Below are 26,252 nucleotides of genomic sequence, written 5' to 3' on the forward strand. Positions count from 1 at the left end.
ATGAGCGACGACGCACTCGCTCGGCTCCTGGGTGCCATTCGCTTCGGCGCGGATGGGCTGGTTCCGCTGATCGTGCAGGATGCCACGACCGGTCAGGTCCGCATGGTCGGCTACGTGAATGCCGATGCGGTGCGACGGACAGTCGAGACAGGGCGAGTGCACTTTTGGAGTCGGAGTCGTCAGCGGCTCTGGATGAAGGGCGAGACGTCGGGGCACGTCCTGGAGTTGGTCGAGCTGCGCACTGATTGCGATGGGGACGCCCTTCTCGCGCGGGTCCACCCGCATGGCCCGACGTGCCATACTGGTCGTCCGAGCTGTTTCGATACGGAACCGCTCGTGGGCACGTCCCAGGATCCAGTGAACGCCACGATCCTCGACGAGCTCGCCAGCATCATCGCGGCACGAGCAGTCGAACCACAGCCGGGGTCCTATACCAGCGCCTTGCTCCAGGCCGGAGTCGATCGCATCGCGCGGAAGATCGGCGAGGAAGCGGCTGAGGTGATAGTCGCCGCCAAGAACGGCGAGCCCGAGGCGATCGCCCAGGAAGCAGCCGATCTCCTCTACCATCTCTTGGTCTTGTTGCAGGCGAGTGGTGTTCCTGCTGGAGAGGTCTGGCGGGTCCTGCAGGCGCGCCGAGGTCGTCACTCCTCGTCATAGTAACGCGGCGGGCGAACGACCAGGCGTTGCTGCTCGAGGTCGACCGCGAGGATGACCGAGCGGATGGCGGGAAGGAGGAGTTCGCTTCCATCCGGTCGCTGGACGACATAGACGTCGTTCGCGCCGGTCTCCAAGATCTCGATCACGCGTCCGAGCACGTTTCCTGCTTCGTCCACCACCTGCAACCCGAGGATCTCGAACTGGTAGTACTCGTCCTCACCCAGAGGGGCCGCTTGGCTGCGGTCGATCCGGACAACGACGCCGCGCATGGCCTCCGCTTCGTTGCGCGTCGTGATACCTTCCAGCTGGAGGAAAGCGAGATCACCCTGCACCCGAGCGCGGAGCAGCCGACGCGGTGTCGGCTCCTCGCCCAGGTAGACGTATTCGAGATGCGGAATGCGCTCAGGGAAATGGGTCCAGATCTTCAGTTTCACGGTGCCGCGCACCCCATGCGCACCGACGATCCGACCGATCGACAGTCGCTCGGGAGACGCTGGACGCTCAACTGGTGGCTGTCGGTTGGGCGTCGATCTGGTCATCGATGGTGAGGCTGGCGTGGACACCTTGCCGCACGGCGGCGATGCCGAGCATCGTGCGGATCGCGCGGGCGATCTTTCCTTCCCGACCGATCACCTTGCCCAGTTGGTCGTGTGGCACTGAGAGACGGAGAATGACCGCGCGGCCGCGACGCCGGGCGCGCACCTGGATGGCGTCCGGATCATCGACCAACTGGCCCGCGATATAGCGGACGAGCGTCGCGAGCCGGTTCATCGCCAGGTCTGGGTCGATCGGTGGACGCTCGCGGCGCGGCGGACGTTGGGGTGGTCGTTGGCCGTCGCGGCGCTGCACGATTCACGCTCCTCATGCCTCGGGCTGCGCGGTTTCGGCAGTTTCGCGCTTGGCCTCGTTCTGCTGACGCGGTGGAAGGACGCCGGCACGAACCAAGAGAGCACGGACCGTATCAGTCGGCTGTGCCCCATGCTCGAGCCACCACCGCGCTCGCTCGACATTCACTTCGAGCGTATACGGATCGGTGCGGGGGTTGTAATACCCGATAACCTCGATGAACCGGCCATCGCGGGGCCAACGTGCCTCGGCCGCGACGATCCGGTAGTGCGGCTGCCTCTTCTTCCCCATGCGGCGTAGGCGCAGCTTGATCATCTTCTGCTCGCTCCACCCTCCGGCTTGTCCGACAGTCCATCGACAGCAACAGCAGGCGATCGGTGCAGACCACCGACCGGCACCAGGCAACTGTAGCAGGCAATGTGGGAAGGCGTCAATCGCTCGAGCCCTGTTGCGCGGTAGTCCTGTCCTGATACCCGGGCAGCGTGCAGACCGAGCACTCGAGAGCGCCTGTCGCGAAGCGTTGCTGCAGAGCGGCGCTGCTCCAACGTGTTGGACGCTCAGGAGTGCAACGAGAGCGAGACACGAGATACCCGCTCTGACTCCGCAACGCTGGTCTCAGTAGAGAGATCGGATGACCGGTGAACGCTGTGGGTTTACGCGAACCAGTCGCTCCCAACCATCCCACGCCGCGCCGGTCGGCTGGATCGAAGCACAGCGCGCGACCGATTCCAGGCTGACATCTCTGGTAGACCGCCACGGCGGGCGTTTTTCTCTCGTCTCTGCCCGGTTTTAGATCCGGACTGCAGTACCCGAGACGGTGACCATGAGCATGTTGCTCCCGCCCATGTCGATCGTCTCGTAGTCGATATCGACTCCGATCACTGCGTTGGCACCGAGCTGGCGGGCTGCCTCGGCCATCTCCTGGAAGGCGATCTCGCGCGCCTTGCGCAGCTCCTTCTCGTAGGCTCCGGAGCGACCACCGACGATATCGCGGATACTGGCGAAGATGTCGCGAAAGATGTTCGCTCCCAGGATAGCTTCCCCCGTCACCACGCCCAGATACTCTTTGACCGGTCGTCCCTCGATCGCCGTCGTGGTGGTGATGAGCAGATCGGATGCCATACTGCTCTCCCCCTTCGCGGCCGAACTGTTCATCGGCAACATACTACCACACCGATTGTCTCGGAAATGGCCGGCGGCGCAGGCGTCACGGGACGCGCTCATGAGCGCGTGCCTGCTCCGTGACGTGGGCTCACTCTCTTCCTGCCGTGCGAACTCATCGATGCCAGCCGTGCACCGTCGCACCGCAGAACGATCGCCGACCCGGTTCGTGTGGCGAGTCCTCGTCGATCCTCTTACCGAGTGAGGCGGGTCGTCATCTGCACAGGCCGTGAGAGCAGCGAACACGGGAGGCGCGATCAGCGATGCACGCCTCCCGTGCCATCCGGCGACGATTCGCTCGAAAGCGCACGGCGAGCGAGAACGCTCTCAGTCGTCAGCTGCCACCTCGTCAAGATACCGGAAGCCCCAATCCTGATAGGGGCGATCGACTGCTAACGCGCGCTCGAGCATGCGCTCGACGCGGATCGCGTGTTCGCGTGTCCGTTCATCTGGTGCGCGCTCCGGATCGTAGAGCTTGGACATCTGCTTCCAGATGATGCGCCGCTGGATCTCGCTGGTTCCTTCCACGATGCGGAGACTCCGATAGTTGCGGTAGATGCGCTCGAGCGGGTAATCCCGGCAATAGCCGCGCGCACCGAAGAGTTGCACTGCCGTATCGACGACGTGCTGGCACGCTTCCGTGGAGTAGAGCTTGGCCATCGCTGCTTCCTTGGCGGCGAACTCGCCGCGATCGATCTTGCGCGCTGCCTCGTACATGGCCAGGCGAGAGAGCCAGATCGTCGTCGCAGCTTCCGCGAGCTGCCATTGGATGCCCTGAAAGTCAGCCAGCCGCTGACCGAAGGCCTGCCGCCGCTTCACATAGGCCATAGCGAGTTCCCAGGCGCGCTCGGCATAGCCGATCGCGAGCGAGCAGCACTTGACGCGCCCTTCGTCGAGCGTGCGCATGAGCAGCCGGAAGCCCCAACCGAGTTCACCCAACAGGTTTTCTGCTGGAACCTTGCAATCCTCGAAGACGAGGACGCTCTCGTCGATGCCAGCGTTGCCCATCATCTTCTGTCGACGCGCGACCCGCATTCCGGGCGTCCCTTTGGGAACGAGAAACACGCTGATCCCGCCGTGAGCACCCTTGCCGGGATCGGTCGCCGCGGCGACTGTGAAGACATCGCCCCGCTCTGCCCAGGTGATCCAGTACTTGACGCCGTTGAGTACCCAGTAGCCGTCACGCCACTCGGCGCGGGTGGAGATGCCCTGGCCGTCCGACCCGACCTGCGGCTCGCTCATGGCGAAAACGCCGATGATCTCCCCACGTGCAAGGCGGGGCAAGTACTCGCGCTTCAGCTCTTCGCTTCCACCATGCAGGATGGCCAGGCTGCCGATGCCGTTGTTGAGGTCCACCACGTAGCCGATAGCCAGAGGGGCCTTGTGGATCTGCTCCAGGACCATGCACGTTTCGAGCAGGTTGAAGCCGAGACCCCCGTACTCTTTGGGAATCGTCATGCCGAAGTAGCCACGCTTGGCCACATCGGCGATGACCTCCGGGGGAAGGTAGTCTGTCCGCTCGATCTCGTCTTCGAGCGGCATCAGCTCCTCATAGACGTAGCGCTTGGTCTCCTCGACGAACTCGAGAACCTCTGCCCGGACGCCATCCATCACCCATCCCTCCTTTCCGGAGCACGCAGAACGATCAGACTGTCGACTGCCCACGCACCTCGTCCTTCCTCGAGCACGATGAGCGGATTCACTTCCGCGACCTCGATCAGGTCAGCCGCTGCCACGGCGAACCAGCTGAAACGAGCGATGGCCTCGGCCGCCGCACGGCGGTCACGTGGAGCCAGCCGTCGATGACCAGCCAGCAGGGCTGCGCCCCGCAGTTCGCTGAGCATCCGATCCGCCTCCTCTGGACTGACCGGGGCCTTGCGATAGACGACATCTCGCCAGATCTCCACGAACTCACCGCCGAGACCGACACTCACCACCATGCCGAACGTCGAATCGCGGAGGCATCCGAGGAGAAGCTCCAGCCCGTGCGGAATTTGTCGTTGAACCAGATAGCCGGTGACCTCCAGCGATGGTGTGGCCGCGAGGGTCTCGACCATCCCCTGCCATGCCTCGATCAGCGCCTGGCGATCACTGATACCGAGCCGGACCGCTCCGAGGTCGCTCTTGTGGAGCAAGTTCGGTCCCTGTGCCTTGAGCACGACCGGAAACCCGATCTCGTCGGCTGCCGCGAGTGCTTCCTCCAGGCAGGTCACCCAGCGTTCGCTCGGGATAGGCAAGCCGATACGTGCGAGGATCTGCTTCGCTTCGTACTCGGTCAGCGTCACCGGTTGATCGTGTGCTGACCGCGTGGCACGCTGATGCCAGCGCTCGATCTCCTGGCGAATCTCCCCGAGGGAGGACGGTGGAGCGAGCGAGTCCGGTGCGCTGGCTCGCCACTGGCTGTAGCGCGCTGCATGAGCGATCGCGCGGTACCCGTATTCGGTTCCTTGCAAAACGGGAATCCCGGCCGCGCGGAGGCGCTGCACTTCCGTGCAATCGAGCCCCGTTGCCTGATTGGTGACCACAGCGAGTGGCTTCGCGGTGCGCTCGCGCAAAGCGAGCATCGCCTCGGCATACAGGTGCGCTTCCTCGGTTTCCCGCACCATGTCGGTTCCCAAGACAATGGTCTCGATGTTCGGGTCTTCGGCGAAGGCGGCCAACGTGGCCGGGTAGACTTCGTCGAAGTTGCCGGAACCCCAGGCGTCCAGCGGATTCTCGAGCTTGACGTACGGAGCCAGAACCGTCCGCAGTCGTTCGGCAGTTTTGGGTGACAAGGGTGGGAACTCGAGGCCGATCCGCTCTCCCCAGTCCGCGATGAGCGCTTTCTCTCCTCCACTATCGGTCACCACGCCGACGCGGAAGCTCCGTGGCCAGCGCCCAGCGAGCAGAAATTCAGCCGTGTCGTACAGCTCGTCGAGCGTCTCGACCAGGATCACGCCGTATTGGCGCATGATATCGCGGAAGATCGCGTCCGAGCCAGCGATCGCGCCGGTGTGCACCAGAACCGTCGCGCGGGCCAATTCCGAGCGACCGACCTTGAGCAGGACGATCGGGACAGAACGCGCATGAGCGGCCTGGATCACGTCCAGGAACCGCTCGCCATCGCGCACGACTTCGAGGAAGCCGACGAGAAGACGCACGTGGGGGTCGGACAAGGCGGCCGCGAAGTAATCGGCCGCAGTCAGGACGGCTTCGTTCCCGCTCGAGACCAGGTAGCGAAAGCGGAGTGACCGCGTGTTGTGGGCCAAGGACCAAAAGACGGAACCGCTCTGCACGACCGCAGCGGCCGGACCGGTCGCCAGGTCGCCTGGCAGGTGATAGCCGGTCAAGGTTGCTCGTGCGTCCGGAGTGACCAACCCCAGACAATTGGGACCACAGACGGCGATGCCGCGGTCGCGGGCGATGGCGGTGATTTCCTGCTGAATCGCCAAGCCTGAGGGACCCGCCTCGGCGAAACCGGAGCCGAGTAGAACCGCAGCCCGCACTCCTCGCTCAGCGAGTGCGCGAAACGCCTGCAGGGTATTTTCCGGTGAGAGGGCGATCACTGCGCAGTCAGGCGTTTCGGGGAGGTCCTCGACTGTGCGGAAGCAGGGGAACCCCTCGACCGCCTCACCACTGGGATGCAGTGCCCACACTGGACCGCGAAAGCCGAAGGTTCGCAAATTGGAGAGGACAGTCCGGGCCATGCGCCGCCGCGGGCTCGCGCCGACGACGACGATGCTGCGCGGTCGCAACAGCGGGGCCAGCATCTCCGATTGCACTGTTCTCTGCTCGTGCATCATGCACCCTCGAACGCCTCGATCTTTTCCCGGACGAAATCGGGCAATGGGCAGGACCGTCGAGACCGGCTGTCGTAGCAAACGAGCACGAGACGACCGTGAGCATGGACGCGCTCGCGCGCTGCGTCGACGACTGCAAAGTGCACCTCGAAACTGGATCGCCCACGCTTCGGGATGCGGATCCCGATCGAAACCAGGTCATCGAAGGCGACCGGCGCCCGATAGTCGATCTCGGCATGCGCGAACGCCCAGTCGAACGATCCCTCGTGGATCGTCTTGCCGATCGGGACACCGATTTGCCGAAAGTACTCCATGATCGCCTGCTCGACGTACTCGAAATAGACACTGAAGTAGACGATCCCTTGCATGTCGCAGTCACGGTAGCGCACTCGCCAGGGGTACCAGAAGCGGAACGATTCGAGTTCGGCCTGCATCATCATTTTCCCGTCAGACGCTCGAGCAGCTGATCCTGACCATGTTCGCGTGAACGGATGATCGGGAGCGCGTCACTTCCTTTGACTGGCCGTTACTGGCATCGTGTTGGCGATCCGATCGATTCGGTGGAACGAAGCTGCTGCTCGAGTAAAGCATAGCGAAACGGTGCTCCCGCTCAATTCGCGCCGCGTATGGTGACAGGAGGGATGCATGTGTCAGGCGTATGAAACTGATCGGCTCTCGAACTCGGCCCATCTCACCAGTAGCGGAAGGCATCTCTCCTCCCTCGTTGTACCCGAGGAAACGCGGTGTATCGACCCCGTAGGTGGATCCGTTCCAGCCAGCGGTACGCCGGACACCGAAGCCAGGTGGTGTCCGGCGTACCTGCAGCGCTGGACGATGGTGCTAGCGAGCGATCCAGCTATTGAAGCGCTCGACGACCTCGTCGAGGTGATCGGCCCACCACTGATAGTCCGGATAGACCTGGAGCGCCTTGTTCTGTGGCGCACTCGGCAACACGGCCACGCGTTCTGCGGGCAAGGCTTCGAACGCCCGCTTGTTGGCTGGGCCGTCCGGATAGGCCAGCGCGAAGGCCCGCTGTACCTCCGGACGCAAGGCGAAGTTGATGAAGTCGTGGGCGACATCCACGTTCTTGGAGCCGCGCGGGATGACCAGCGAGTCGCTCGAGAGCCGTCCCTGGTTCCACGTGTAACCGAGGACCGTGGAACCTTGCTCGATCAAGAACTGGATGCGGGCGATCCAGGCATCGGTGAGATAGACCTCGCCATCGGTGAGGAGTTGAGCCGGTTGGGCACCCGCCTCCCACCAGACAGTCACGTGTGGCTTGAGGCGGTCGAGTGCACGGAAGGCACGGTCGACATCCGGCGGGTAGAGTTGGTCGATCGGTACTCCGTCGGCCAGGAGGGCTGCCTCGAGCGGTCCCCACTGGATGTACTTCTGGAATGCACGCGGCCCAGGGAAACCTTGCACATCCCAGAAATCGGCCCAGCTCTGGGGCGGCTTGTCCGGGAACTTGTCCTTCCGGTAGGCGAGACACGTCGAGTAATAGAAGTAACCGACGCCGTGTTCGAGCACGAGTTCCGGAAAGATATCGGTCGTATCGATCTTGCTGTAGTCGAGTGGCTCCAGCAGGTTGAGGCGACCCATCGGGATGACCGATTCGGTCCCGACATCGACCACGTCCCACTCGACAGTGCCGGACTCGACCATGGTTCGCAGCTTGGCCTCGTCGGTCGTATCTTCGACGATCTGACAGCCGGTGAGACGCGAGAAGGGCTGGTAGATCGTCTTGCGCAGGGCATCCTGCAGAGCGCCGCCCCAGGAGGTGACGACGATACTGCGGCCCTTCCAGCGGTTGGGATCGTCATAGCCAGGAACCGCGAATTCACCCGCCGGCGCCTGGGCAGCAGGCGTCGGTGTCGCGGCTGGGGCCGGAGTCGGTGTCGGAGTGGCCGCCTGCCGGCAGGCAGCGAGCGTGCCGGCTGCCAGGAGGCCACCGAGTAGCTCGCGGCGGCGGAGGCGCTGCTGGCGCGCCAGGAACTGGAGCAGGGCATCGATCCGATCAGCCATGGTACACCTCCTCCTCGTCTGAGCCATGCACAGTGCTCTCAACGGGTCGGGAAAGGAAGCGCGATGGCATCGCGCACTTTGCCAGGTTCCTGGAAGCGGCTGAGCCGGATTTCCTCGTCGGGAAGGTCGCTCACGCGCTCGTCCAGGATCAGTTCGGCCATCTTCATACCGAGCGCTGGTCCCCACATCATGCCGTGTCCACCCGCGGCCAACACGTAGAAGCCGAAGCGTGGCTCATCGATGATAGGAAGATGGTCCGGCGTGTAATCGATCGAACCGGTCCAGGCTCGCCCGATCGGCAAGCCACGGAGTGCCGGTATCGTCGCTTCCCAGTCGGGCTTGAGTCGCTCGAAATAGTCCCAGTCGAATTCCAGGAGGAAGCGATCGGTCGGGTCCGGCTGTTCCGCCGGGTTGCTCATCCCCAAGAGGAGACCGTGCTCGTCGGGACGCAAGTAATATCCCTTGGCGAGCACGAAGAGCATGGGGAAGTTCGCCGGCAGGTCGGCAGGCCTCGTCGGGAAACTCACGATCTGATGTCGAGCTGCCGAAACTGGCACGTCGATGCCGACCAGTTCGCCGATCCGGCGGGCACCGCGTGGACCGGCGGCATCGACGACGCGCTCGGCCTCGAAGGTGCCCCGCGTTGTCCTCACGCGGTAGCCGCTGGCCAGCGGCTCGATCTCCTGGACCTCGCACTCCTCGAAGAGCGCGACGCCGGCGCGGAGAACGGCGTGCGTAATGTTGCGTGCCACGATGTGCGGGTAGACGAAGCCGTCGTTCGGTGTGTACGTCGCGCCCAGATAGCGGCTCCAGTCGACGAAGGGAAGGCGCTGAGCGAGCTCGCTCGGCTCGAGCCAGGTATTTTCGACCCCGCAGCGCTGGCGCAAGGTCACGAGTTCCTGAAAGGCTGCTCGTTCTTCCGGTGTCGAGGCGAGCACGTAGTAGCCGACTTCCACGAAGCCGCTTCCGAGTCCCAATTCGCGGCCCAATTCCTGATAGAGCTCGCGCGACCATTTCCCGAGTTTCACGGCGGTTTCTGAACCGCCCTGCTGGCGCACGATCCCAGCCGAGCGCGTGGTGGCACCGAACCCGGCCCAGTAGCGCTCGCAAACGGCGATTCGATGCAGACCGCGCTTCGCGAGAAAATACGCTGTCCACAGTCCGAGGTTTCCACCACCGATGATCAGCACATCGTAGGACGGCATCGCCCGTCGCTCCTTTCACCGCTTTCCTCTCGCTCGACTGCCTGCCTCAGGTCGATGAGTCAGTCGCGACGTCGCCGAGTTGCGTGAGTACCCAATCGTTGAAACGGCGGATATGCGCTTCGATCGGTGCGAAGACGCCTCCTTCCGCATAGACCCGCGAGCCGACGCCCAGCTGGCACCGCTCGCACATCGCCCAGTCCTGCCGGTTGACGAGATCCCAGAGCTCGACCGCATCGCTGGGATCGAAATCCGGAGTGGCCACGATAGCCGGATCGAACAGCCAGTCGCAGTGCACCAATGTGCGTCCGACGTCGAGCGGCTCCAAGCGATGAATGAGTACGTAGTCCGGATGCAAGTTGACGAAGATGTTGGGTACCAGGACCATGCCATAGTAGGTGCGATCGTCCTCGGGGCGCAGGCCAGGCAAGAGCGGGCGCGTGCGCTTGCCAGTCAGTGTCAGTGTCTCGACCCCCTCAGCGAAGGTGGCCCCGACCCCTTCCTGGTAGGCGTAACCGGCGCGGAAGCTCGGGACGAGCCGACTCAGCTCCGGGTGGACGACGGCACAGTGGTAACACTCCATGAAGTTCTCGACGATGAGCTTCCAGTTGGCTTGCACATCGTAGGTCAGCGTTGCCCCGATGCGGAGCTGGCCGACCCCATACCGATCGAAGATCGCACGATCTCCCAGTCGCTCGATGATCCGAGGCACGATTTGCGACTCGACCGGCGGAGGGTCGTTCGAGAGGTTGACCCAGATCATCCCTTCCCAGACTGCGAGCGGCACGGGCACGAGCCCATATCGCTCCGGGGAGAACTCGGGCACGTCCCGCATGTTCGGTGCGCCGATCAGGCGTCCATCGAGGGCATAACTCCAGGCATGATAGGGGCACTGGATCACGCGCGATTCCAGACATCCGCGGGACTCGGTGCAGAGTCGCGCTCCGCGATGGCGGCAGACGTTCAGGAAGGCCCGCAACTCGCCATCGTGACCGCGGATGACCAGCAAGGGCTCACCGGCGAGCTGGGTGGTGAGATACTGGCCAGGCTCGGCTAACGACTGGGCGAGCCCGATGCAGGTCCAGAGGCGGCCGAAAATCCGCTCCTGTTCGCGCGCGTAGATCGCCGGATCGACGTAGTAGCGGCCCGGCAAAGTAGGGACGAGCGAGATGCTCTCGACCTTCACGACTCACCTCCGCTGCGCGCGATCGATCAAGAAGCCGAAACCGAAGGATCCATCCTCATCTTTGCCACGACTGGGAGATCTTCCGTCACTACGTATACTGATTGGAGTCCCTGCTGGCAATCCACGGAGCGTCGAAAGATTGTCGAAAAGCTTCGTACAGATGCACGAGGACGAACAGGGGTATGGCTGAGAAGCGCTTTACCGGCACGCTCGTCAGGCGACAGCCGGCTCGTCCCAGCGAGCGCTCCTCCCCATCGGTGACAGCCCGCACCACTCGTCGTCGCGCGGTGGACCCAGCCCGAGGGAAGCCGGCAATCGCGAGCACGGTACCGGTTCTCGGAAGCACCTCGACCAATCGAGCGGGGGACAGCGTGATGGACCACGCTGCCCCCCGCTGACGGTCGGTTTGGGGAGAGTCGACCGGGCGCTCAGTGCGGGAAGGGGAGATGAATGGCGTCGGTGGCCATCCGACCTTCCGTAAAGCGCCGCAAGCGCACTTCCTCCGGGTCGAGATCGCTCAAGCGCTCCTCCGTGACCAATTCCGCCATCTTCATGCCGAGAGCCGGCCCCCACATGATCCCATGTCCACCCGCGGCGAGCACGTAGAAGCCGAAGCGCGGCTCGTCGATGATGGGAAGCTGATCCGGTGTGTAATCGATCGATCCGGTCCAAGCTCGACCGATCGCCTTCCCTGCCAAGCTGGGGATGGTCGCTTCCCACTCCGGCTTGAGCTTCTCGAAATAGTCCCAGTCGAATTCCAGAAGGTAGCGATCGCTCGGGTCCGGTTGCTCCAAGGGATTCGAAAACCCCAAGAGCACTCCCTGCTCGTCCGGGCGTAGGTAAAAGCCAGCAGCCAGAACGAACATCATCGGAAAGTTCGCCGGCATGTCGGGCGGTCGCTCCGGGAAGGAGATCACCATGTGCCGGGAAGCAGCCACCGGTACATCGATCCCCACGAACTCGGCGATCCGCCGGGCACCGCGTGGGCCGCCAGCATCGATCACCCGTTCCGTCTCGAATACGCCTCGCGACGTCTCGACTCGATAACCACTGGTGAGCGGCTCGATCCCCTGGACCTCGCACTGCTCGAGCAGCTCGACGCCGGCTGCACGCACGGCCATGACGATGTTGCGAACGATGATCGCTGGCTCGACATAGCCATCGTTGGGCGTGTAAGTCGCACCGGCGAATCGGCTCCAGTCGACATAGGGCAGGCGCCGAGCGAGATCCTCTGGATCCAACCATTCGTTCGGAACGCCGTGAGCAGTTCGCAGTTCTACCAGGCGCTGGAACACCGCTTTTTCCATGGGACTAGAGGCGACGACGTAGTAGCCGACTTCACGGAAGCCACTGTCCAGCCCGAGTTCCTGGCCCAGCTTTCGGTACAGCTCGCGCGACCATTTCCCGAGTTTCACGGCGGTTTCTGAACCGCCTTGCTGCCGCATGATCCCAGCCGAGCGCACAGTGGCGCCGTACCCGGCCCAATACCGTTCGCAGACCAGGATCCGACGTACCCCTCGCTGGGCCAGGTGGTAGGCGGTCCAGAGACCGAGATTTCCACCGCCGACGATCACGACGTCGTCGCTACTCATGTGCTCGCTCCTTTCCCTGCTGCGCGAGGCACTCTCGTTCACTCGTGCGTCTCGACCGGCTGTTCGCTGAGCAGGGTCCGTTCGACACAGCGGAAGAATGCGTCGATCATCCGGCGATTCACCTCTTCCAGCATGCGCCAGCCGAGACTGCCGAAGAGCCCAGGACTCGAGACCGTGAGCGTGTAGCGGATCGCCGTTCGCTCGCCGTCTTCTCGAAGTTCGGCAACGGCATGAGCAGTCACCGTTTCTCGTGTCAGTGGATCAGTCGCCAGGGCAGTCAGGCGGATCCGCTCTGGGGGAATCAACTCGGTGAGCTCGACGGTGGCATCGCAGGCGAACTGCACGAAGCCGGCCCGAAAGCGCACCGACCCGCGAAACGTGCGCTCTCCGACCTGGACGACGTCGTGGACGCCAGGCAGGCAGCGCGTGGAAAGCGGGATATCCAGGCGAAACTGCCACACTCGTTCCCGCGAGGCAGGGAGCAGCGTCTCCGCCCCTGCTGTAACGTCCCCGCCGTGTTCTCCCCGTGCGGACACGCTCGCCTCCCCTCTCGCTCGTCGTCGTTCCGCCTCTGTCGTTCTCCCCTGACGGTTCCGGTCGCTTCATAGCCAGTGTGAGGTGGAGAGAGATGGTCGAGTAATCCCACAGTTGCACGAAGCGGCAGGGATTTCCTGGACGATCGCAACGAACCGTCCGGTATCCTTAACCGTGCAGGCCGGGTGATGCGAGTCACAGGGATGAGCGGCCGAGACCGTCACGGGCTTTCAGTGAGGAATATCGTCGAAGGGCTCAGCGGACGATCGCGTTGGCAGGTGCATTGCGAGGTGCTATGGGCATCACGGTGCGCGAGCTGCTCGAACATCCAGAGTTGAAGACCCGCCTGGTAGCGGGTGCAGCTGGCCTCGACCGGGTGATCACCTGGGCCCATGTTTGCGAACTGGAGGATCCAACGGTCTGGCTGAGTGGTGGTGAACTCGTCATGACCGTCGGGATCGGTATACCCCGGGATGAGGCTGGGCAAGTCGCGTACATCGAGCGTCTCGCTCGGGCTCGTCTGAGCGGGCTCATGATCTGCGAGGGGATGCGGGCCCCAGCCCTGTCGGATGCCATGCTGGAGACGGCTGATCGCCTTGCCGTACCGGTTCTGCTCGCGGCCTACGATGTGCCGTTTGTCGCCGTCTCTCGGGTGGTGGCTGACGCCAATCTGGGCGACGAACATGAGCGCCTGCGTCGCACCGTGCAGATCTATGAGGTCGCGCGGCTCGTCGTGCACGGGACAGCCGAGGACGCGGAACTGCGGGGACGCTTGGAGCGGATCCTGGCTGCCCGACTCATCGTCCTCGACCTCGTACTCGGCCAGGAACTCCTGCCAGTGACGGTTCCCGAGCCGGAGTTCCTGCGGGCGGTGCGGCGCGCCGTTGAGCGCTATCCAGAAGGGCAGCTCCCCGCCGTGGTGCAGTTGCCCGAGCTCGCCAGTGGGGCTATCGCGTTGCCCGTTCCGACACGTGGTCGAACGTTCCTAGTCGTTGTGCCGAAGGATCGGCGACGCGGTCACGATGTCGTCGTCCTGCGGCATGTGGCGACGGTCGTTGCGCTCGCGTTGGAACGCAAGGCGGTCGAAAGGGAGCGGCAGCGACGCCTGGCGGGTGAGCTGCTCGCTCAGCTCGTCGACCAGCGCCTGAACCCGGACCTCGCTCATGAGCTCTTGCTCCGCGAGCATGGCTTTCCCGAACCACCGTATGCGATCGCTGCCGTGCCAGAACTCGCTGTGAGGCTCGAGGAGCTGCACACCATGCTCGAGGGACAGTTCGTTCCCCACGCCGTCATCCGGCGGGATGGTTACTTTCTCGTGCTGCTACCCGACTCGTCGGATGCGCTCGAGGTGATGCGGGCGCTCGCGACCGATCGGGCGATCGGGTGGAGCGATCCGATCCGCTCGCTCAGCCGGATACCAGTGGCTGTGGTAGAGGCTCGCTGGGCAGCGCATGTGCAGGAGCGCGGACTGCAGCGGTATGCAGCGGTGCGTGGCGGTGCGCTCGGCTGGCCCCTTTCGCTCGAAGCAGCTCAGGAACTGGTCGCGCGGGTGGTGGCTCCCGTGCAAGCGTACGACGCCACCCACGGCACGGCACTCCTGCCATCGTTGCGCACCTTCCTCGCCTGCAACGGATCATGGAGCGAGACGGCCCGTCGGCTGAGCATCCATCGCCAGACACTGCTCTATCGCTTGCGACGGGTGGAAATGCTGACGGGATTGCGCGTCGACCGGTTGGATGATCTGGCCACCCTCTGGCTCGCGATGCGAGCGGCTCAGATTTTGGGTGCTGATGCCAGCAACTCAGCCCCACAGGGATCGGTGGTCGACTAGTGGAAAGGCACGGTTGTGGAGGCGAGAACGGGCCGGTGTCGATGATGGGCGAAGCGGGGTCGCAGCTGGTGGCGTGTTGTGCTTCATCTGGCTCCCACGGACACGAGCAGAACCGTGGCCGGCTGGGCGAGCCACGAGGTCGAGCGGGTGGTGGACAGGCTACGCAGACGTGTGATGGTTGACCGGCCAACGACCGGTCACCGTCGTCTCACGGAAGCCCTTGCGTCGATGCCGTCGGCTCTCTGTACGCATGGGGGTGCGCACTGCCGCTCAGAAGAACGAGCGGTTATACTTACAAGGAGTGACGCCGGAGTGGCGGAACGGCAGACGCGGCGGTCTCAAAAACCGCTGGGGGCGACCCCGTGTGGGTTCGAGTCCCACCTCCGGCACCGCACCAGGACAGGCAAATCGACCGCTCATCGGCCACCCTCTTCCCGCGACGCGAGCGCCGAGTGAGCAATTGAGTTAGCAACGAGCTGCTGCAAGCGTTCCGCGGCTTGGCGCGCGAGCCCCGGCGTGACACGCGAGTAGACATCCAGCGTGACCTGGACCGTACTGTGCCCCAGGATACTGGCGACCACCTTCGGGTGCACCCCGTCGGCCAGGAGCAAGGACGCCGTGGTGTGCCTCAAGTCGTGGAAGCGCCGGTGGGGCAGTCCTGCGCGCTCGAGCAGGCGGTGGAAGCGCCGCGTCGTCTCGGCCGGGTCGAGCGGCACCCCCCGCACGCTGGTAAACACCCAGTCCCCTTCGGCCCAGGTTGGCCCGGCCGCCAGCCGCCATTCGACCTGGTGTCGCCGCTGGCGTCGCAGCGCCTCGAGTGCCAGCGGTGACAGGGGAACGCGCCGGCGGGAGGCCGCGGTCTTCGGTGGCACCACCACCAAACCCTGACCGCGCACCCGCTGCAGTGACCGGACCACCGAGGGTTCGCTCCGTTCCCAGTCGATATCGCCCCACTGGAGGGCCAGCAACTCGCGCAGTCGCAACCCGGACAGGACAGCGACGGTGACGAGCGGCCCCAGGGGATCGTCCGCACAGGTGGCAAGTAACCGCGCGACCTCGGGGGCAGTGAGGGCACGAAGCTGCAGCCGGCTCGCCCGCGACAGGTCTACCAGGTCACAAGGGTTGCGCCCGAGCAGGCCCCACTTGACGGCGTCGGCGAAGGGCCGGTGGAGGAGCGGATGCGTGTTCTGGACGGACTGGACACTCAACCCCTGCGTGAGGAGCTGACTGGCGAAGGCCTGCAGGACCTGCGGCTCCACCTTGTCGAGGGGCAGGCGGCCGAGCGCCGGAATGATCCGGACCCGCACGATCGACTCGTAGCCAGCCCAGGTGCGCGGCCGCAGGCTCGTGCGCCGGCCGCAAGGCACTGCGACAGGAACTGTGCGAGCGTCGGCGGCCGACCATGGGCCAGCACTCCCCGTTCATGCTCTTCGTGCAGCTTCTGGAGGAGTTTGAGCGCCTCGCGCTGGGTAAGGTGCTCTCACTGACGAGCATCCGTATCGCCGTTGTGGTCGTCATGATCAGAAGAGCCGTACATGGAGCGCCGAATGACGAGGTCAGCCTAGTCCCCGACGACATGATCGAATCAGTCGAGTGTCTTCTGAACCGCGATTGCAGCAGCGTTGATTGAGCAGTGGCGGTCAAGCATGAGGATATGTGCGACAGGAAAGGTTTCTGCCTAAACACAGCGGCGAGGGGATCACGAAGAATCCAGGCAAGACGTGCCCGTACGCAATGAACATGAAGACGAGCAATGGCCCCGAGCGCAGCAGACAAGACGAGCGCAGCAGACAAGAAGAAGAGAAAAGGGATGTGAGTAGGATCAGTACAAGCTGTCGTGGCAGGAGTGTCGTTTACGAAAATAGAGCCGCGTGAGAGGTTAACGGCCGTGACGAGGGAGATGGCCTCCTGTGAGAAAATTCCAAGCCCAGTCGAGGTGGGTGATCATAGCCATTTCCGCTGCATCCGGATCGCCCGTGGCGATGGCCTGGACAATCGCTCGATGCTCGATCGTACTGTCGAGCATCCGGGCAGGGCGTCTCGAAATGACAGACGCGATGATGCGATGGAGTCGATCGCTCAAGCGCTCCATCGAGGAGTACAGTTCGCTGTTCCCGAGCGAGTGCGCCAGGAAAAGGTGGAAATCCACATCGAGTTGTCGGTAGAGTCGGACGTTTTGTTCCTGCGCGGCTTTTTCCTGTTTCTCCAGTAACAGCTCGAGGTGGACGAAATCCACCTCCTGAGGTTCCAGAGCTAAGCGACGGACGACGTATGACTCCAGTGCAACGCGCAACTCGAAGAGGTCTCGGACCTCTTCGAGGGAGGGGCTCGCGACGATAATTCCCTGTTGCGGCACGATCAGCAGAAATCCTTCAGCAGCGAGCCGTTGTATTGCGGCTCGGATCGGGGCTCGCCCGAAACCGAACTGCTCGGAGAGCGTTCGTTCGGAGACAACCGATCCCGGAGGCAAGTCGCTCTGGACGATAGCGTTCCGGATCACTTCGTACGCTTGTTGGTGCAAGAGTTGCCGATGTCCCCGGGAGTTCCCGAGACCAGCAGGCATTGAATTCCTCCAGTAACTGTTAAGCATTGATTAGGAAACTTGGATCGTGGCATCAACTCTCCAAGATGATTTGCACGCATTCGTGTAGCTGATCATCGTCAAAGAGTCTCCGCCAGTTTTCTTTGATGAGACGCGGATACGTCCACATGCGAACGCGCTCAGCGGCATCGGATGGACGCCACTGTATTTCGCCGAACAGTATAGCGAGCTCGACGCGGATGTGTCCAAGCAGGAAGTCCCGAACAGCCGGTTCGGGGATGCCGCGGGCAACGGCCTCGTGATATGCGTCACGGAGAACTGAAAGTAATGTATAGGCTATGGCCTCAGACAGAATCGGTTCGAGGAGTGCCATTTGATGGATGTTCAAGCGATAAGCAGCTCGAATCGGGGCGAAGATCTCCTTTGCGAGTTGCTCGCAGGGTTGGTAATGCTCCTCAGGCCCTTGCAGTAGGGTGCACACGATCGATTGCGGCGCGATGCCTCCCCAGTGGTCGCGTCGTGCTTCCGGTGTTTCTTCATCCTGGAAGAGAGGAGGGTGAGACGGATGGACGACAAAGTAGGTCACGTCGGGGCGCTGGGGGAGGACTCCAGCAAAGGGTACCGCCGGATCGAGGTACAGGACTGCACAACCCGAGCGGACGAAGGGAACTAACTCCTGGGCGACTGCCGCGATTTTGTTATCAGGAACGGCAAGGACGAGCACATCGCTCCGCTGCGCTGCTTCGACTCCGGAAACAACGTGTAACCCTTCCTGCTGCAGTTGCTCTGCTCCTTTGCCGACATCGACCAGGAGCAGCTCAAGTTCAGGGCGTTGGGCAAGACGGGTGCGAACCCGGGTACCCATACGACCTGCAGCACCGACGATCCCGATCGTGCGGAATGCAACCTGCATAGTGGACTCCCTCCTTCCCAGTTTCCTCGAACCGAATGATCACGTCTTCACGCCGTCTCGCGCGATGAGATAGAAGTCTTCAGGACCTGTCTGTCCTCCTTTGAAACAGAATTCGATGCCGTCCAGGCAGGTTTGCGGAGCGCAGGCACGGCAAAGGGGCGCACCCGGAGCGATTACGGCGATCGGATCGAGTGCCTTGAGGCCAGCGGCGAGTGCGACATAACCTGAGGTATCGCCACCGGTGACGATGATGCGGCGGACGGGGACGCGCCCGGCAACGCGGGCGACAAGCTCGCCGAGCTGACGACCGAGTTCACGGCCGAGATGCAGGCGCTCCCACGGCGAGTGACGGTTCAGCAAGCGGGGATCATCAGGACCGCTGCAGGTGTGTGCGATCACGCTCTTGCCGCGACACAACTGTTGCGCAATTTTTTCTGCTACTTCCTCAATATACGCATCATTGTGGAGTAATTTATCTGGTACGATAGCAATTTCGCAGAAACCAGCTTGAATGGCTCGCTGTGTTTGGTTTGCAGACACACGCGAGCATGATCCGCTTACGACAAGGACCGGGTCGACTGGATAGGGTGCGGCAAGGAGTGGTTCTCCACAGAACTTCCCTCTTTCGATGAGAGCGTTGCAGATCGCTTGAGTCGCTCCGCTCGATCCGATGACCAGTGCCGGCGTGCGAAGGGCTGCGAGAACCAGTCGGCCGAGTGTTGTCAGGTGCTCCTCGAGCAGGGTGTCGGCGATGAGTACCGTTCGATCTGTGCGCTGGAATTTCTCGAACGAGGTAGACTGGTCGAGAGTGTAGTCGAGCACAGTCAGGTACTCGACGGGGTGGGGAAGCCCTTGGTGGTGCAAGATGACCCCGAGATCGCTTTCCTCCATGGGTGTTATCGGATGGAAGCGCATAACCGGGTGCCGATCAAGCCGGTAGATCTTCGCCGTGACCCCATAGCGAGCGAAGAGGTTGCCAAACACGACCCACCGCCCGAGTCGTGGTGCCCCGACGATCACAGGAAGCACAGACTGGTATGGAAAGCGCTCCCACGCTGTGGAAATCACCGTGGCGATGTTGCCGATTTCTGGCGAGGAATCGAAGGTGGAGCATACCTTGTATTGGACGATTGCTGGCTGAAGAGAGACCAGCGCATCGAACAGGGGAGCGAGGACATTCGGTAACTCAGCCGCGGCTGTCGCACGAGCCGTGGTAGCGATACCGATGGCCTGAAGCCCCGGCTCGACAGCGGACGGGGCGCAGTCGAGGTAGAGGCGGGCTCGGGCACCGGCTGAAGCGAGTGCCTCGAGCACGTCAGTCGCTCCGGTGAAGTCGTCGGCGATGTACGCGAAGTCGACCGACATCAGCGCCCCCTCCGAGCCGTGCCGAAGTGATGGAGAGCTGCTGCGAGATCAGGATGGGTTTGCGCGTATTCTGCGAGCGAGATCCCCGCGACTGCGGCTTCCCACGCCTCGCGGATCGCCCGAATTCCTGCTGCTACACCGTGCGGATGAGCAAAAATTCCACCTCCGGCAAGGTACAGGAGATCTATAGTCCGACAACGGCGATAGGTATCGGGCGCCTGTCCACCCCATTGCCCGGACGAGATGACCGGCATGGCGAAGTACCCACCGAACAGCGGCTGCAGCATGTCGTGGATCGAACGGACGACACTGTCGTCCGGCTCCCAGAATTTGTTGGCGAGCCCATTGACATGGAGATGATCGACACCGGCGAGACGCCAGATCTTTTGATACGCCCGAAAGTCCATCCCGAGACCAGGTGCGCGCGTCATCATGCCCCAACCATTGCGGTGACCATGAATGATCAGTGGGCAATTACGGCGAAGATAATCGAAGGCTGCTATTCCTACCCAATTTAAGCTTACCATACAGCAGCGAGCCCCTTCCTCTACTAGTATTTCAATGTGTCGAATCATGTCTTCCAGACGATCAGAAATATTGAAGGCATAAATCACATATTTCCCGGTGCGATCGGCATAATCACGAATCACTCGCATCACGGCGCGAGCGCGGGCGGGGAGCGGGTTATGCGGTGGATTGGCCATCAACTCGTCGTCTTTGATGAAGTCGATACCGGCCTCGACCAGTTCTCGCACGACCACAGCTGTTTGCTCGGGAGACAGCCCGACGCTCGGTTTGATGATCGTGCCGATAAGCGGCCGATCGTAGACCTGAGCGATGTCTCGCGTTCCTTGGATACCGAAGCGCGGTCCAGTGTAGGCCTGCGCGAACTCGTCCGGGAGGTCGAGATCGACGAGGCGAATTGCGGAGAGTTCAGAAAGCTCGAACAGATTGCCTGCAAGAGTAGCCATCAGCGTGGGAAGGTTGCACCCCATATTTTCCAGGGGAAAGGCAAGCTCGACGAAACCGCACTGGTAGCTGCCCGAAGCCGGGCGACTCCCGGGGAGCGTCGGCCGAGACCGGGTTTCGATCAGTTCGATTCGCTCGATACGGGCGCGGTAGCGGGCTTTGAGTTCCGCCGTTTCCAGCGGCACCGCGATGAAAGTGCCTGTGGATTGTTCGCTCGCCAGCGCTTCAGCGGCCGCTTCAAGCGTCAGAGGGGTTTCCACATAATACGTGGCGCGAACGAAGGACACGTCAGCCCCTCCTTTCTGACTCGGACTGATCGAGGGCGATGCTCGAGGTAGTGTCGGCAGAGCGATAAGCGGCAAAGACTAATTGCATTGTTCGCAAATTATCTCGTCCGTGAGTCTCTGGCATCAGTCCACGTCGCAAACAATCGACGAAGTGTTGTTGGATGGCGAGGACGGCCTCCTGGATCCATTCACCAGGAGGCTCCTGCCAGGGCAAGGAGGGTGGCGCGAGGCGTTCCTCGGTATGACCGGAGGATGTAATGAGGCGCAAGAGACCGTCGGCTTCGACGAGGACGGTTCCCAAGGGGCCCTCGATGAGCGCGAGCGTTTGTGGGAAAAGCTCTCGCGGTGCAAATGACGCGTAGCTCAGTTCGATAGAGGCGGCAGCGCCTCGTCGCGAGCGAAGGAGGATCGTCGCCACGTCTTCACCACGGATCTGGGGATGGACTCTCTGTGTGATGCAATACAGCGTCGAGAACTCGTCTCGCATCAGGAATCGTGCGAGATCGAGTAGGTGAACACCGAGGTCGAGGATGATGAAACGCTCGGCAGTAGCCAAATACGGTTGTCTGGCGAACACGTCGTAGTGACTGCGGAACCACAACCGGAGGAAGAAAGGCTCGCCAATCGCCTCGGTCAACGTTCGGGCACGACGGAATATTCGCTGCCAGCGGAAGTTCTCGTGAACCATGAAGCTCACGCCGGCTCGCTCGCACGACTCGACCATCGCGACGCAGTCGGCTTCGGAGAGCGCCATGGGTTTCTGGCAAATGACATGCACGCCGTAACGTGCTGCAAGTTCGACGAGTTCGCGATGGGATTCCGGAGTAGTCACGATATCGACGATATCGAGGCGCTCTGCGCGGAACAGCGCTTCCGGATTGGTGTAGTAGCGAGGGACGTCGAATTGCTCGGCAAACGCCTGCGCTCGTTCTGGCGCACGGTCGCACACCGCCACGAGTTCGACCTGCGGAATCACGCGCCAGGCGGCAGCGTGATAGCGAGCGAAGTACCCGCACCCGATGAGTGCAAGTCGGAGTCGGTCCTTCTCGATCATCGTCGCCCCCAGAGGACAACGACCGCATTCGGTGGGAGAGCGAGCAGTGGAACCGCTTGAGAAAGCGCTGGCATCGACGGACTCGCCAGCGGATGAAGAGCGTCAATGCCTTCTATGGTGCCTGGAAGATGGGTGATCTCGACCACCTGAGGAGAAGGCCAGGGATTCGCGATCAGAAGTTCCCAGCGCTCCTGCAACAGGATGCCGAGGGTTTGTATCTGGACCGGATTCGTCGAGCGAGCACGGAACCAGCGGGCACCGTTCCGCGCCGTACGGAGAAGCCGGTGCATGACGCTGGCGAGAGGGGTGAACGAGAGAGTTTCTTCACTGTTTTGACGGTCTCCTGGAGCGGATCCATGTTCTGCAAAGATACCGAGACTACCGGCAAGTTCGAAGTAGGTAACGGCGACCGGTTGGGCGGTTGCGAGGCTCGCCAGGCTTTGGAGCAACCACGCTGCGCCGAAAACGGCGTGAAGGCGCCGGTCCACTTGCTCCTCGCGCGGGATGTCCCAACCTCCGGTCGTGGCATTGGGATTTCTGCGCATGCGAAGCGTGATGGGCGAGACGAGGATGGGACGCCCTCCGGCGACGGCCCGAGCGGACTCCACGACCTGCCCTTGAATCGTCGCATTGAGCAGGAGACTCCGATCGTCCAGTGCGTGTACTCCGGGAGTCATGGTGAAGACGATCCAGTCCGCTTGTGGCCAGGGGTGCGGGTCACGGTTCAGTTCAGCGAAGAAGAAGTCGGTTCCGGCAGCGAGTGGGAGAGGGCCGATTCGGTGGAGTTCGTCACCGAGTGCCGCAAGGAGGGCAGGAGGTGTCACTTTTTCTGCCGGATGATGCAACATCAGTGCCTTCAGCGGTGCATCCAGCGCAGTGAGGAGGGGGACGACCTCCTGCACCTGAGCGGGGTCCGTCGCGTAGAGGGCAATGAGGAGCGGAGTCGCCGTGCGCTTGGCAAGATGAGCAGCAGCACGGAGATAGTCCGCCTGCACGCTTGCGGCATGCACGTCAAGCCGGAGGTGGTCCGGTTGGAGAAGGGCGAGGCAGTGCGTGAGTCGATCCATCTCGTCAGCGGTGGTCAGCGGTGGAAGCTGGGTTCCGAAAGGTACTGGCGTCAGAGGTGTAGGATCGCAGTCGAGGCTGATCAACTCAGCTTTCGCTGGTGCTGTCTCCTTGGGCTCAATCAGGGCTGTGACCCGCTGGAAGAGAACCTGTCCTTCATGAACGAGTACCGGAAATGGTAAATCCAGCGGCGTTGAGTATATCTTAAAAGATGCGTCAGACCAATTTCTTTGATCTTCCATTTCAAAGATATCACCCTCAAAAATGATCGTACAATGCCTCTTGTCCGGAAGCGTGAACGTAAATTGTGCGAGGTTGCGAAACGGTTGGTGCGGGGCGATCGAAACGGGTAGTGCTCCGTCCGTGACGGTACCGTCCCGGGCGATGCCACGAGCCGGAGCGCCTGCGTAGGTGGCTGGAATGTGGATGCAGAGGCCAATTCGGTTCTTCCAAAAATCCTTGCGTGCACGTGCCTCAAAAGCGTACTGGAGAAGACCAGCCTGACTCGCAGTGACCTGTCCCGTCCAGTCGAGCGCAATCTCCTCGTTTCCGCAAACTCCTGAAAGCGTTACGATCACTTCGTAGTCTCGGCCGGTCACGGACCAAGCGGTCACCCGAGTCGGAATGGTGGCCCAGTTGCGATCGCGGACAGCGGGGTAGAGGGATTGAAACACCTCTACCCCGTCCATTGTGAGATGCCAAAGCCATCCAGTTGAAAGGTCAAGAGCGAACGCAAGCGAGCCGCAACGAAGCCAGTGAAGCATGGGTGCCCCCTGAACTACACTTGCAAACCTGCCTTGCGATATCGCTCCAGGACTTCAAGCCAGTACTCTTTCTGCTTGCTTCGATTGTATCGATCGGTAATTTCCTTCCACCGCTCAGCCGCTGCTTGTAGCGCCTTCTTGGGGTCAGATTCGCTACCGGTGAGATAAGCATGGATTTGACCTTGCAGGGCATCCATGTATTCCCCGACGCCCGGAATCTGCATTTCTGGGAAGCCCTTCGTGATAACGACTTTCGCGACATCGAGAAACTCTTTCGTCGGTGTCAACTTCTTGAAGACTGAAGGATCGTAATCGGTCTTGAGGAACATGTCACTACCGCTCTGATCGTCGTCCATGGACAGAACACGCCGCTCGGGGGTCAGCAGCGTCTTGAGCACCATGAAGGCCGCATCGGGATTCTTACTGAATTTCGAGATCGCGACCACCCGGCCGTAGAACATCGAATTGTAGTTTCGATACTTGCCGTTGATTTCGTATCCCGGCCACTCCGCGTAGCCGATGTTCTTCATTTTCTCGGGGCCACCGCTCTTGGCAAACCAGGAGTTCGGCGACCAGCCGAGCCGTCCGAGGTCCATGTACCACAGGATGATGGCGACGTCATTCGCGAAGACGGTCTCCATCGTTTGATTCCAGGAGAGTGAGATCGAGCCCGGTGGTGCGAAGTCGAGGAAATGCTTGAGATCGATGAGTGCTCGTGTCCCCGCATCGTTGTTCCAGCCGGGATCCAGATCCTCGGTCAACCAGTTCCCGCCTGCTGAAGCCATCATCGGCGCCCACTGCTGCTCGATGAACGCCCTGTCCCAGGTAGATGTCTGGAAGCCATAGCCGGGCTTTCCGGTCGGTCCCCAGGCCCACCCGGTAAAGAACTCCGCGATCTTGAGACACTCCTCCCACGTACGTGGCACTCGCAGGTCGAATCCATACTTCTCTTTAAACTGCTTCTGATAGTCAGGATTTTCAAAAGCATCCTTTCGATAGTACATCATGGCGACATCACCATCAACCGGTGCGGTGATGATCTTACCATGCCATTCAGAATAGAGAATACGGTAGGCATCCATGATATTGTCCCAGAGCGGTTTGGCGTTGTATTTCTGAATGAGATCGTCCAGCTCACGGATGCCCCCGGCAGCAGCCAATTCTCCGTTGTAGCGTGGGAAGATCATGTAGATATCGAACTGGCCGCCACCCGCCCGGATGTCGCGCATAGCATCCTGATAGGAGGTGGGGTCAGGTGAGTCGATGATTTGAATGGAGATGCCGTACTTCTCCTTGAGGTAGTCGAGATGATGAGTGATGATCGGATGAATCTGCCCGGGGTGGGACATGTACTTCAAGGTGACACCGTCGAAACGAGGTTCTCCCGAAACTGCCGGGGTTCCGGCAGCGGCCTGTCCTGTTGACTGGGCCGCAGGGCTCGGCGCCGGTGTCTTGCTCGCTTGCTGTTGCGAGCAGGCAGCTAGCAGCCCGACCAAGGCACCAGTTCCGGCTCGCAGGACCTCCCGCCGCGTCAAACGGTCCGCCATGCCAACTCCTCCTTTCCGCTGCGTTTGAACCAACACGCTTCCTCGCTACCGTTAAGCCGTCTCCTGAGCCGTGCGCGCGAGCAGGCGGACATAGCCGATCGCGACCAGAGACAAGAGGATCACGTAGAGCAGCGCGAGCGCGGCAGAACGACCGAGGTCGAAGAAGTTGAAAGCGAGTTTGAACAGATAGATCCCAAGCACGACAGTGCTGTTACCAGGTCCCCCCTGGGTCAGATAGAAGGGGAGCTCATACAGCCGCAGGAGTTCCGTCAGGAGGAAAATACCGCTCAGTCCAAAAAATGGTTGAAGGAGCGGTAGAATAATCGCTCGCACGAGTTGCAGGCCAGTTGCCCCGTCGACTCGGGCCGCTTCGACGAGGGTGCGGGGGATCGAGGTGAGGCCACTATAGAGAAGTACAGCTGCGACCGGTGTCCCGAACCAGACGAATGCCACAACGATGGTTAGGAGAGCCCATGGCATACTGACCGTCCAATCGATCAGGGGTGCACCGAGTCGGAGCAGGATGCCGTTGACGGCACCAAAGCGTGTGTTGAAGAGTAACCACCAGGCGATCCCTGCAACGATGGGGGCGACAGCGATGGGGAGCATGACCGCTGCGAAGAGGAGCCCAAACCAGCGAGAGTGATCCAATGCGGAGAGCCCGAGGGCAGCGAGAAAGCCGAGAAGGAGCTGAAGGGGGATCCCGATGAGGCCGAGCAGAAGCGTGTTGAGCAGTGCCCCACGGAACTGCGGATCGGCCCAGAGATCGAGGAAGTTGCCGATCCCCGTGAATTCCGGCGGGACGGACGGATTCGGAGAAAAGCGATAGACAGCATAGTACAGTGTCCAAAGGAGCGGCACGAGAGCATAGAGCAAAAGGAGCAGTGTCGCTGGCCCAACGAAGATGTAGCCGGCGCGCTTCGCGTGACGCAC

General features: G+C 62.0%; 23 protein-coding genes, 1 tRNA gene and 1 pseudogene. 3 read left to right on the forward strand and 22 right to left on the reverse strand.

Annotated elements, in window-relative coordinates; translation table 11 throughout:
• Positions 1–657 carry a bifunctional phosphoribosyl-AMP cyclohydrolase/phosphoribosyl-ATP diphosphatase HisIE gene (gene hisIE, locus TRD_RS00535; protein WP_012641525.1) on the forward strand — a complete coding sequence of 219 codons (657 nt, stop codon included), beginning with the start codon at positions 1–3 and terminating at the stop codon, positions 655–657.
• Here the strand turns inward: hisIE and rimM are convergent.
• The 12 genes from rimM to TRD_RS00595 form a co-directional block, all read right to left on the reverse strand.
• Entirely contained in the window at positions 642–1,196 is a 555-nt protein-coding gene (gene rimM, locus TRD_RS00540) for a ribosome maturation factor RimM (RefSeq protein WP_012641526.1), read from the reverse strand. The genes hisIE and rimM overlap by 16 nt on opposite strands.
• The gene (locus TRD_RS00545; RefSeq protein WP_012641527.1) at positions 1,159–1,506 is read right to left on the reverse strand and encodes a KH domain-containing protein; all 348 of its coding nucleotides are present in this window, start codon (positions 1,504–1,506) and stop codon (positions 1,159–1,161) included. Before TRD_RS00545 ends, rimM begins: the two co-directional genes overlap by 38 nt.
• A gap of 12 nt (positions 1,507–1,518) precedes the next feature.
• Positions 1,519–1,818, reverse strand: coding sequence for a 30S ribosomal protein S16 (gene rpsP, locus TRD_RS00550; RefSeq protein WP_012641528.1), 300 nt, complete (start codon positions 1,816–1,818; stop codon positions 1,519–1,521).
• Between the two features lie 474 nt (positions 1,819–2,292).
• Entirely contained in the window at positions 2,293–2,625 is a 333-nt protein-coding gene (locus TRD_RS00555; protein WP_012641529.1) for a heavy metal-binding domain-containing protein, read from the reverse strand.
• Positions 2,626–2,991: 366 nt separating this feature from the next.
• Complete coding sequence (locus tag TRD_RS00560; RefSeq protein WP_052294021.1) at positions 2,992–4,275, reverse strand: acyl-CoA dehydrogenase family protein; 1,284 nt, start codon at positions 4,273–4,275, stop codon at positions 2,992–2,994.
• Positions 4,275–6,425, reverse strand: coding sequence for an acetate--CoA ligase family protein (locus TRD_RS00565; protein WP_012641531.1), 2,151 nt, complete (start codon positions 6,423–6,425; stop codon positions 4,275–4,277). The genes TRD_RS00560 and TRD_RS00565 overlap by 1 nt, the downstream gene beginning before the upstream one ends.
• 17 nt (positions 6,426–6,442) lie before the next feature.
• Positions 6,443–6,877 carry an acyl-CoA thioesterase gene (locus tag TRD_RS00570; RefSeq protein ID WP_169302273.1) on the reverse strand — a complete coding sequence of 145 codons (435 nt, stop codon included), beginning with the start codon at positions 6,875–6,877 and terminating at the stop codon, positions 6,443–6,445.
• 406 nt (positions 6,878–7,283) lie between these two features.
• Positions 7,284–8,468 (reverse strand): ABC transporter substrate-binding protein, encoded by a 1,185-nt coding sequence (locus TRD_RS00575; protein WP_012641533.1) that lies wholly within the window; start codon positions 8,466–8,468, stop codon positions 7,284–7,286.
• Positions 8,469–8,506: 38 nt separating this feature from the next.
• A complete protein-coding gene (locus TRD_RS00580) occupies positions 8,507–9,673 on the reverse strand; it encodes an NAD(P)/FAD-dependent oxidoreductase (protein ID WP_012641534.1) in 1,167 nt (388 codons plus the stop codon).
• Between the two features lie 46 nt (positions 9,674–9,719).
• Entirely contained in the window at positions 9,720–10,856 is a 1,137-nt protein-coding gene (locus TRD_RS00585; RefSeq protein ID WP_012641535.1) for an aromatic ring-hydroxylating oxygenase subunit alpha, read from the reverse strand.
• A 428-nt stretch (positions 10,857–11,284) separates the two neighbouring features.
• A complete protein-coding gene (locus TRD_RS00590; protein WP_012641537.1) occupies positions 11,285–12,448 on the reverse strand; it encodes an NAD(P)/FAD-dependent oxidoreductase in 1,164 nt (387 codons plus the stop codon).
• 38 nt (positions 12,449–12,486) lie between these two features.
• Complete coding sequence (locus TRD_RS00595) at positions 12,487–12,984, reverse strand: SRPBCC family protein (RefSeq protein WP_012641538.1); 498 nt, start codon at positions 12,982–12,984, stop codon at positions 12,487–12,489.
• A 293-nt stretch (positions 12,985–13,277) separates the two neighbouring features.
• On the opposite strand from TRD_RS00595, the gene TRD_RS00600 reads away from it, so the two are divergent.
• Together TRD_RS00600 and TRD_RS00605 are read left to right on the forward strand one after the other, a co-directional pair.
• A complete protein-coding gene (locus TRD_RS00600) occupies positions 13,278–14,813 on the forward strand; it encodes a PucR family transcriptional regulator (RefSeq protein ID WP_012641539.1) in 1,536 nt (511 codons plus the stop codon).
• A 306-nt stretch (positions 14,814–15,119) separates the two neighbouring features.
• Positions 15,120–15,202 (forward strand) — tRNA-Leu (locus TRD_RS00605).
• Between the two features lie 27 nt (positions 15,203–15,229).
• Here TRD_RS00605 and TRD_RS00610 read toward each other — a convergent pair.
• From TRD_RS00610 to TRD_RS00655, 10 genes and pseudogenes are all read right to left on the reverse strand, one after another.
• A complete protein-coding gene (locus TRD_RS00610; protein ID WP_012641540.1) occupies positions 15,230–16,180 on the reverse strand; it encodes a site-specific integrase in 951 nt (316 codons plus the stop codon).
• A gap of 512 nt (positions 16,181–16,692) precedes the next feature.
• Positions 16,693–17,376, reverse strand: a complete 684-nt coding sequence (locus tag TRD_RS00620) for a GntR family transcriptional regulator (RefSeq protein WP_012641542.1) — start codon at positions 17,374–17,376, stop codon at positions 16,693–16,695.
• Positions 17,377–17,428: 52 nt separating this feature from the next.
• Entirely contained in the window at positions 17,429–18,268 is an 840-nt protein-coding gene (locus TRD_RS00625) for a phosphogluconate dehydrogenase C-terminal domain-containing protein (protein WP_012641543.1), read from the reverse strand.
• 39 nt (positions 18,269–18,307) lie between these two features.
• On the reverse strand, positions 18,308–19,633 hold the full coding sequence (locus TRD_RS00630) for a four-carbon acid sugar kinase family protein (protein WP_012641544.1): 1,326 nt from the start codon (positions 19,631–19,633) through the stop codon (positions 18,308–18,310).
• Positions 19,633–20,889: a ribulose-bisphosphate carboxylase large subunit family protein gene (locus tag TRD_RS00635; protein WP_012641545.1), complete on the reverse strand. Its 1,257-nt coding sequence runs from the start codon at positions 20,887–20,889 to the stop codon at positions 19,633–19,635. Before TRD_RS00635 ends, TRD_RS00630 begins: the two co-directional genes overlap by 1 nt.
• Position 20,890: 1 nt before the next feature.
• The gene (locus tag TRD_RS00640; protein WP_012641546.1) at positions 20,891–21,943 is read right to left on the reverse strand and encodes a Gfo/Idh/MocA family protein; all 1,053 of its coding nucleotides are present in this window, start codon (positions 21,941–21,943) and stop codon (positions 20,891–20,893) included.
• Positions 21,940–23,010: a D-apionate lactonase family protein gene (locus TRD_RS14555; protein WP_143714582.1), complete on the reverse strand. Its 1,071-nt coding sequence runs from the start codon at positions 23,008–23,010 to the stop codon at positions 21,940–21,942. Before TRD_RS14555 ends, TRD_RS00640 begins: the two co-directional genes overlap by 4 nt.
• Positions 23,011–23,145: 135 nt before the next feature.
• Positions 23,146–23,772 (reverse strand): annotated as a pseudogene (locus TRD_RS15420) (D-apionate lactonase family protein); the annotation flags it as partial.
• A 14-nt stretch (positions 23,773–23,786) separates the two neighbouring features.
• Positions 23,787–25,319: an ABC transporter substrate-binding protein gene (locus TRD_RS00650; protein WP_012641548.1), complete on the reverse strand. Its 1,533-nt coding sequence runs from the start codon at positions 25,317–25,319 to the stop codon at positions 23,787–23,789.
• 51 nt (positions 25,320–25,370) lie between these two features.
• The gene (locus TRD_RS00655) at positions 25,371–26,252 is read right to left on the reverse strand and encodes a carbohydrate ABC transporter permease (protein WP_012641549.1); all 882 of its coding nucleotides are present in this window, start codon (positions 26,250–26,252) and stop codon (positions 25,371–25,373) included.

The organism is Thermomicrobium roseum DSM 5159 (genome assembly GCF_000021685.1).
In the GTDB taxonomy this organism is placed as follows: domain Bacteria; phylum Chloroflexota; class Chloroflexia; order Thermomicrobiales; family Thermomicrobiaceae; genus Thermomicrobium; species Thermomicrobium roseum.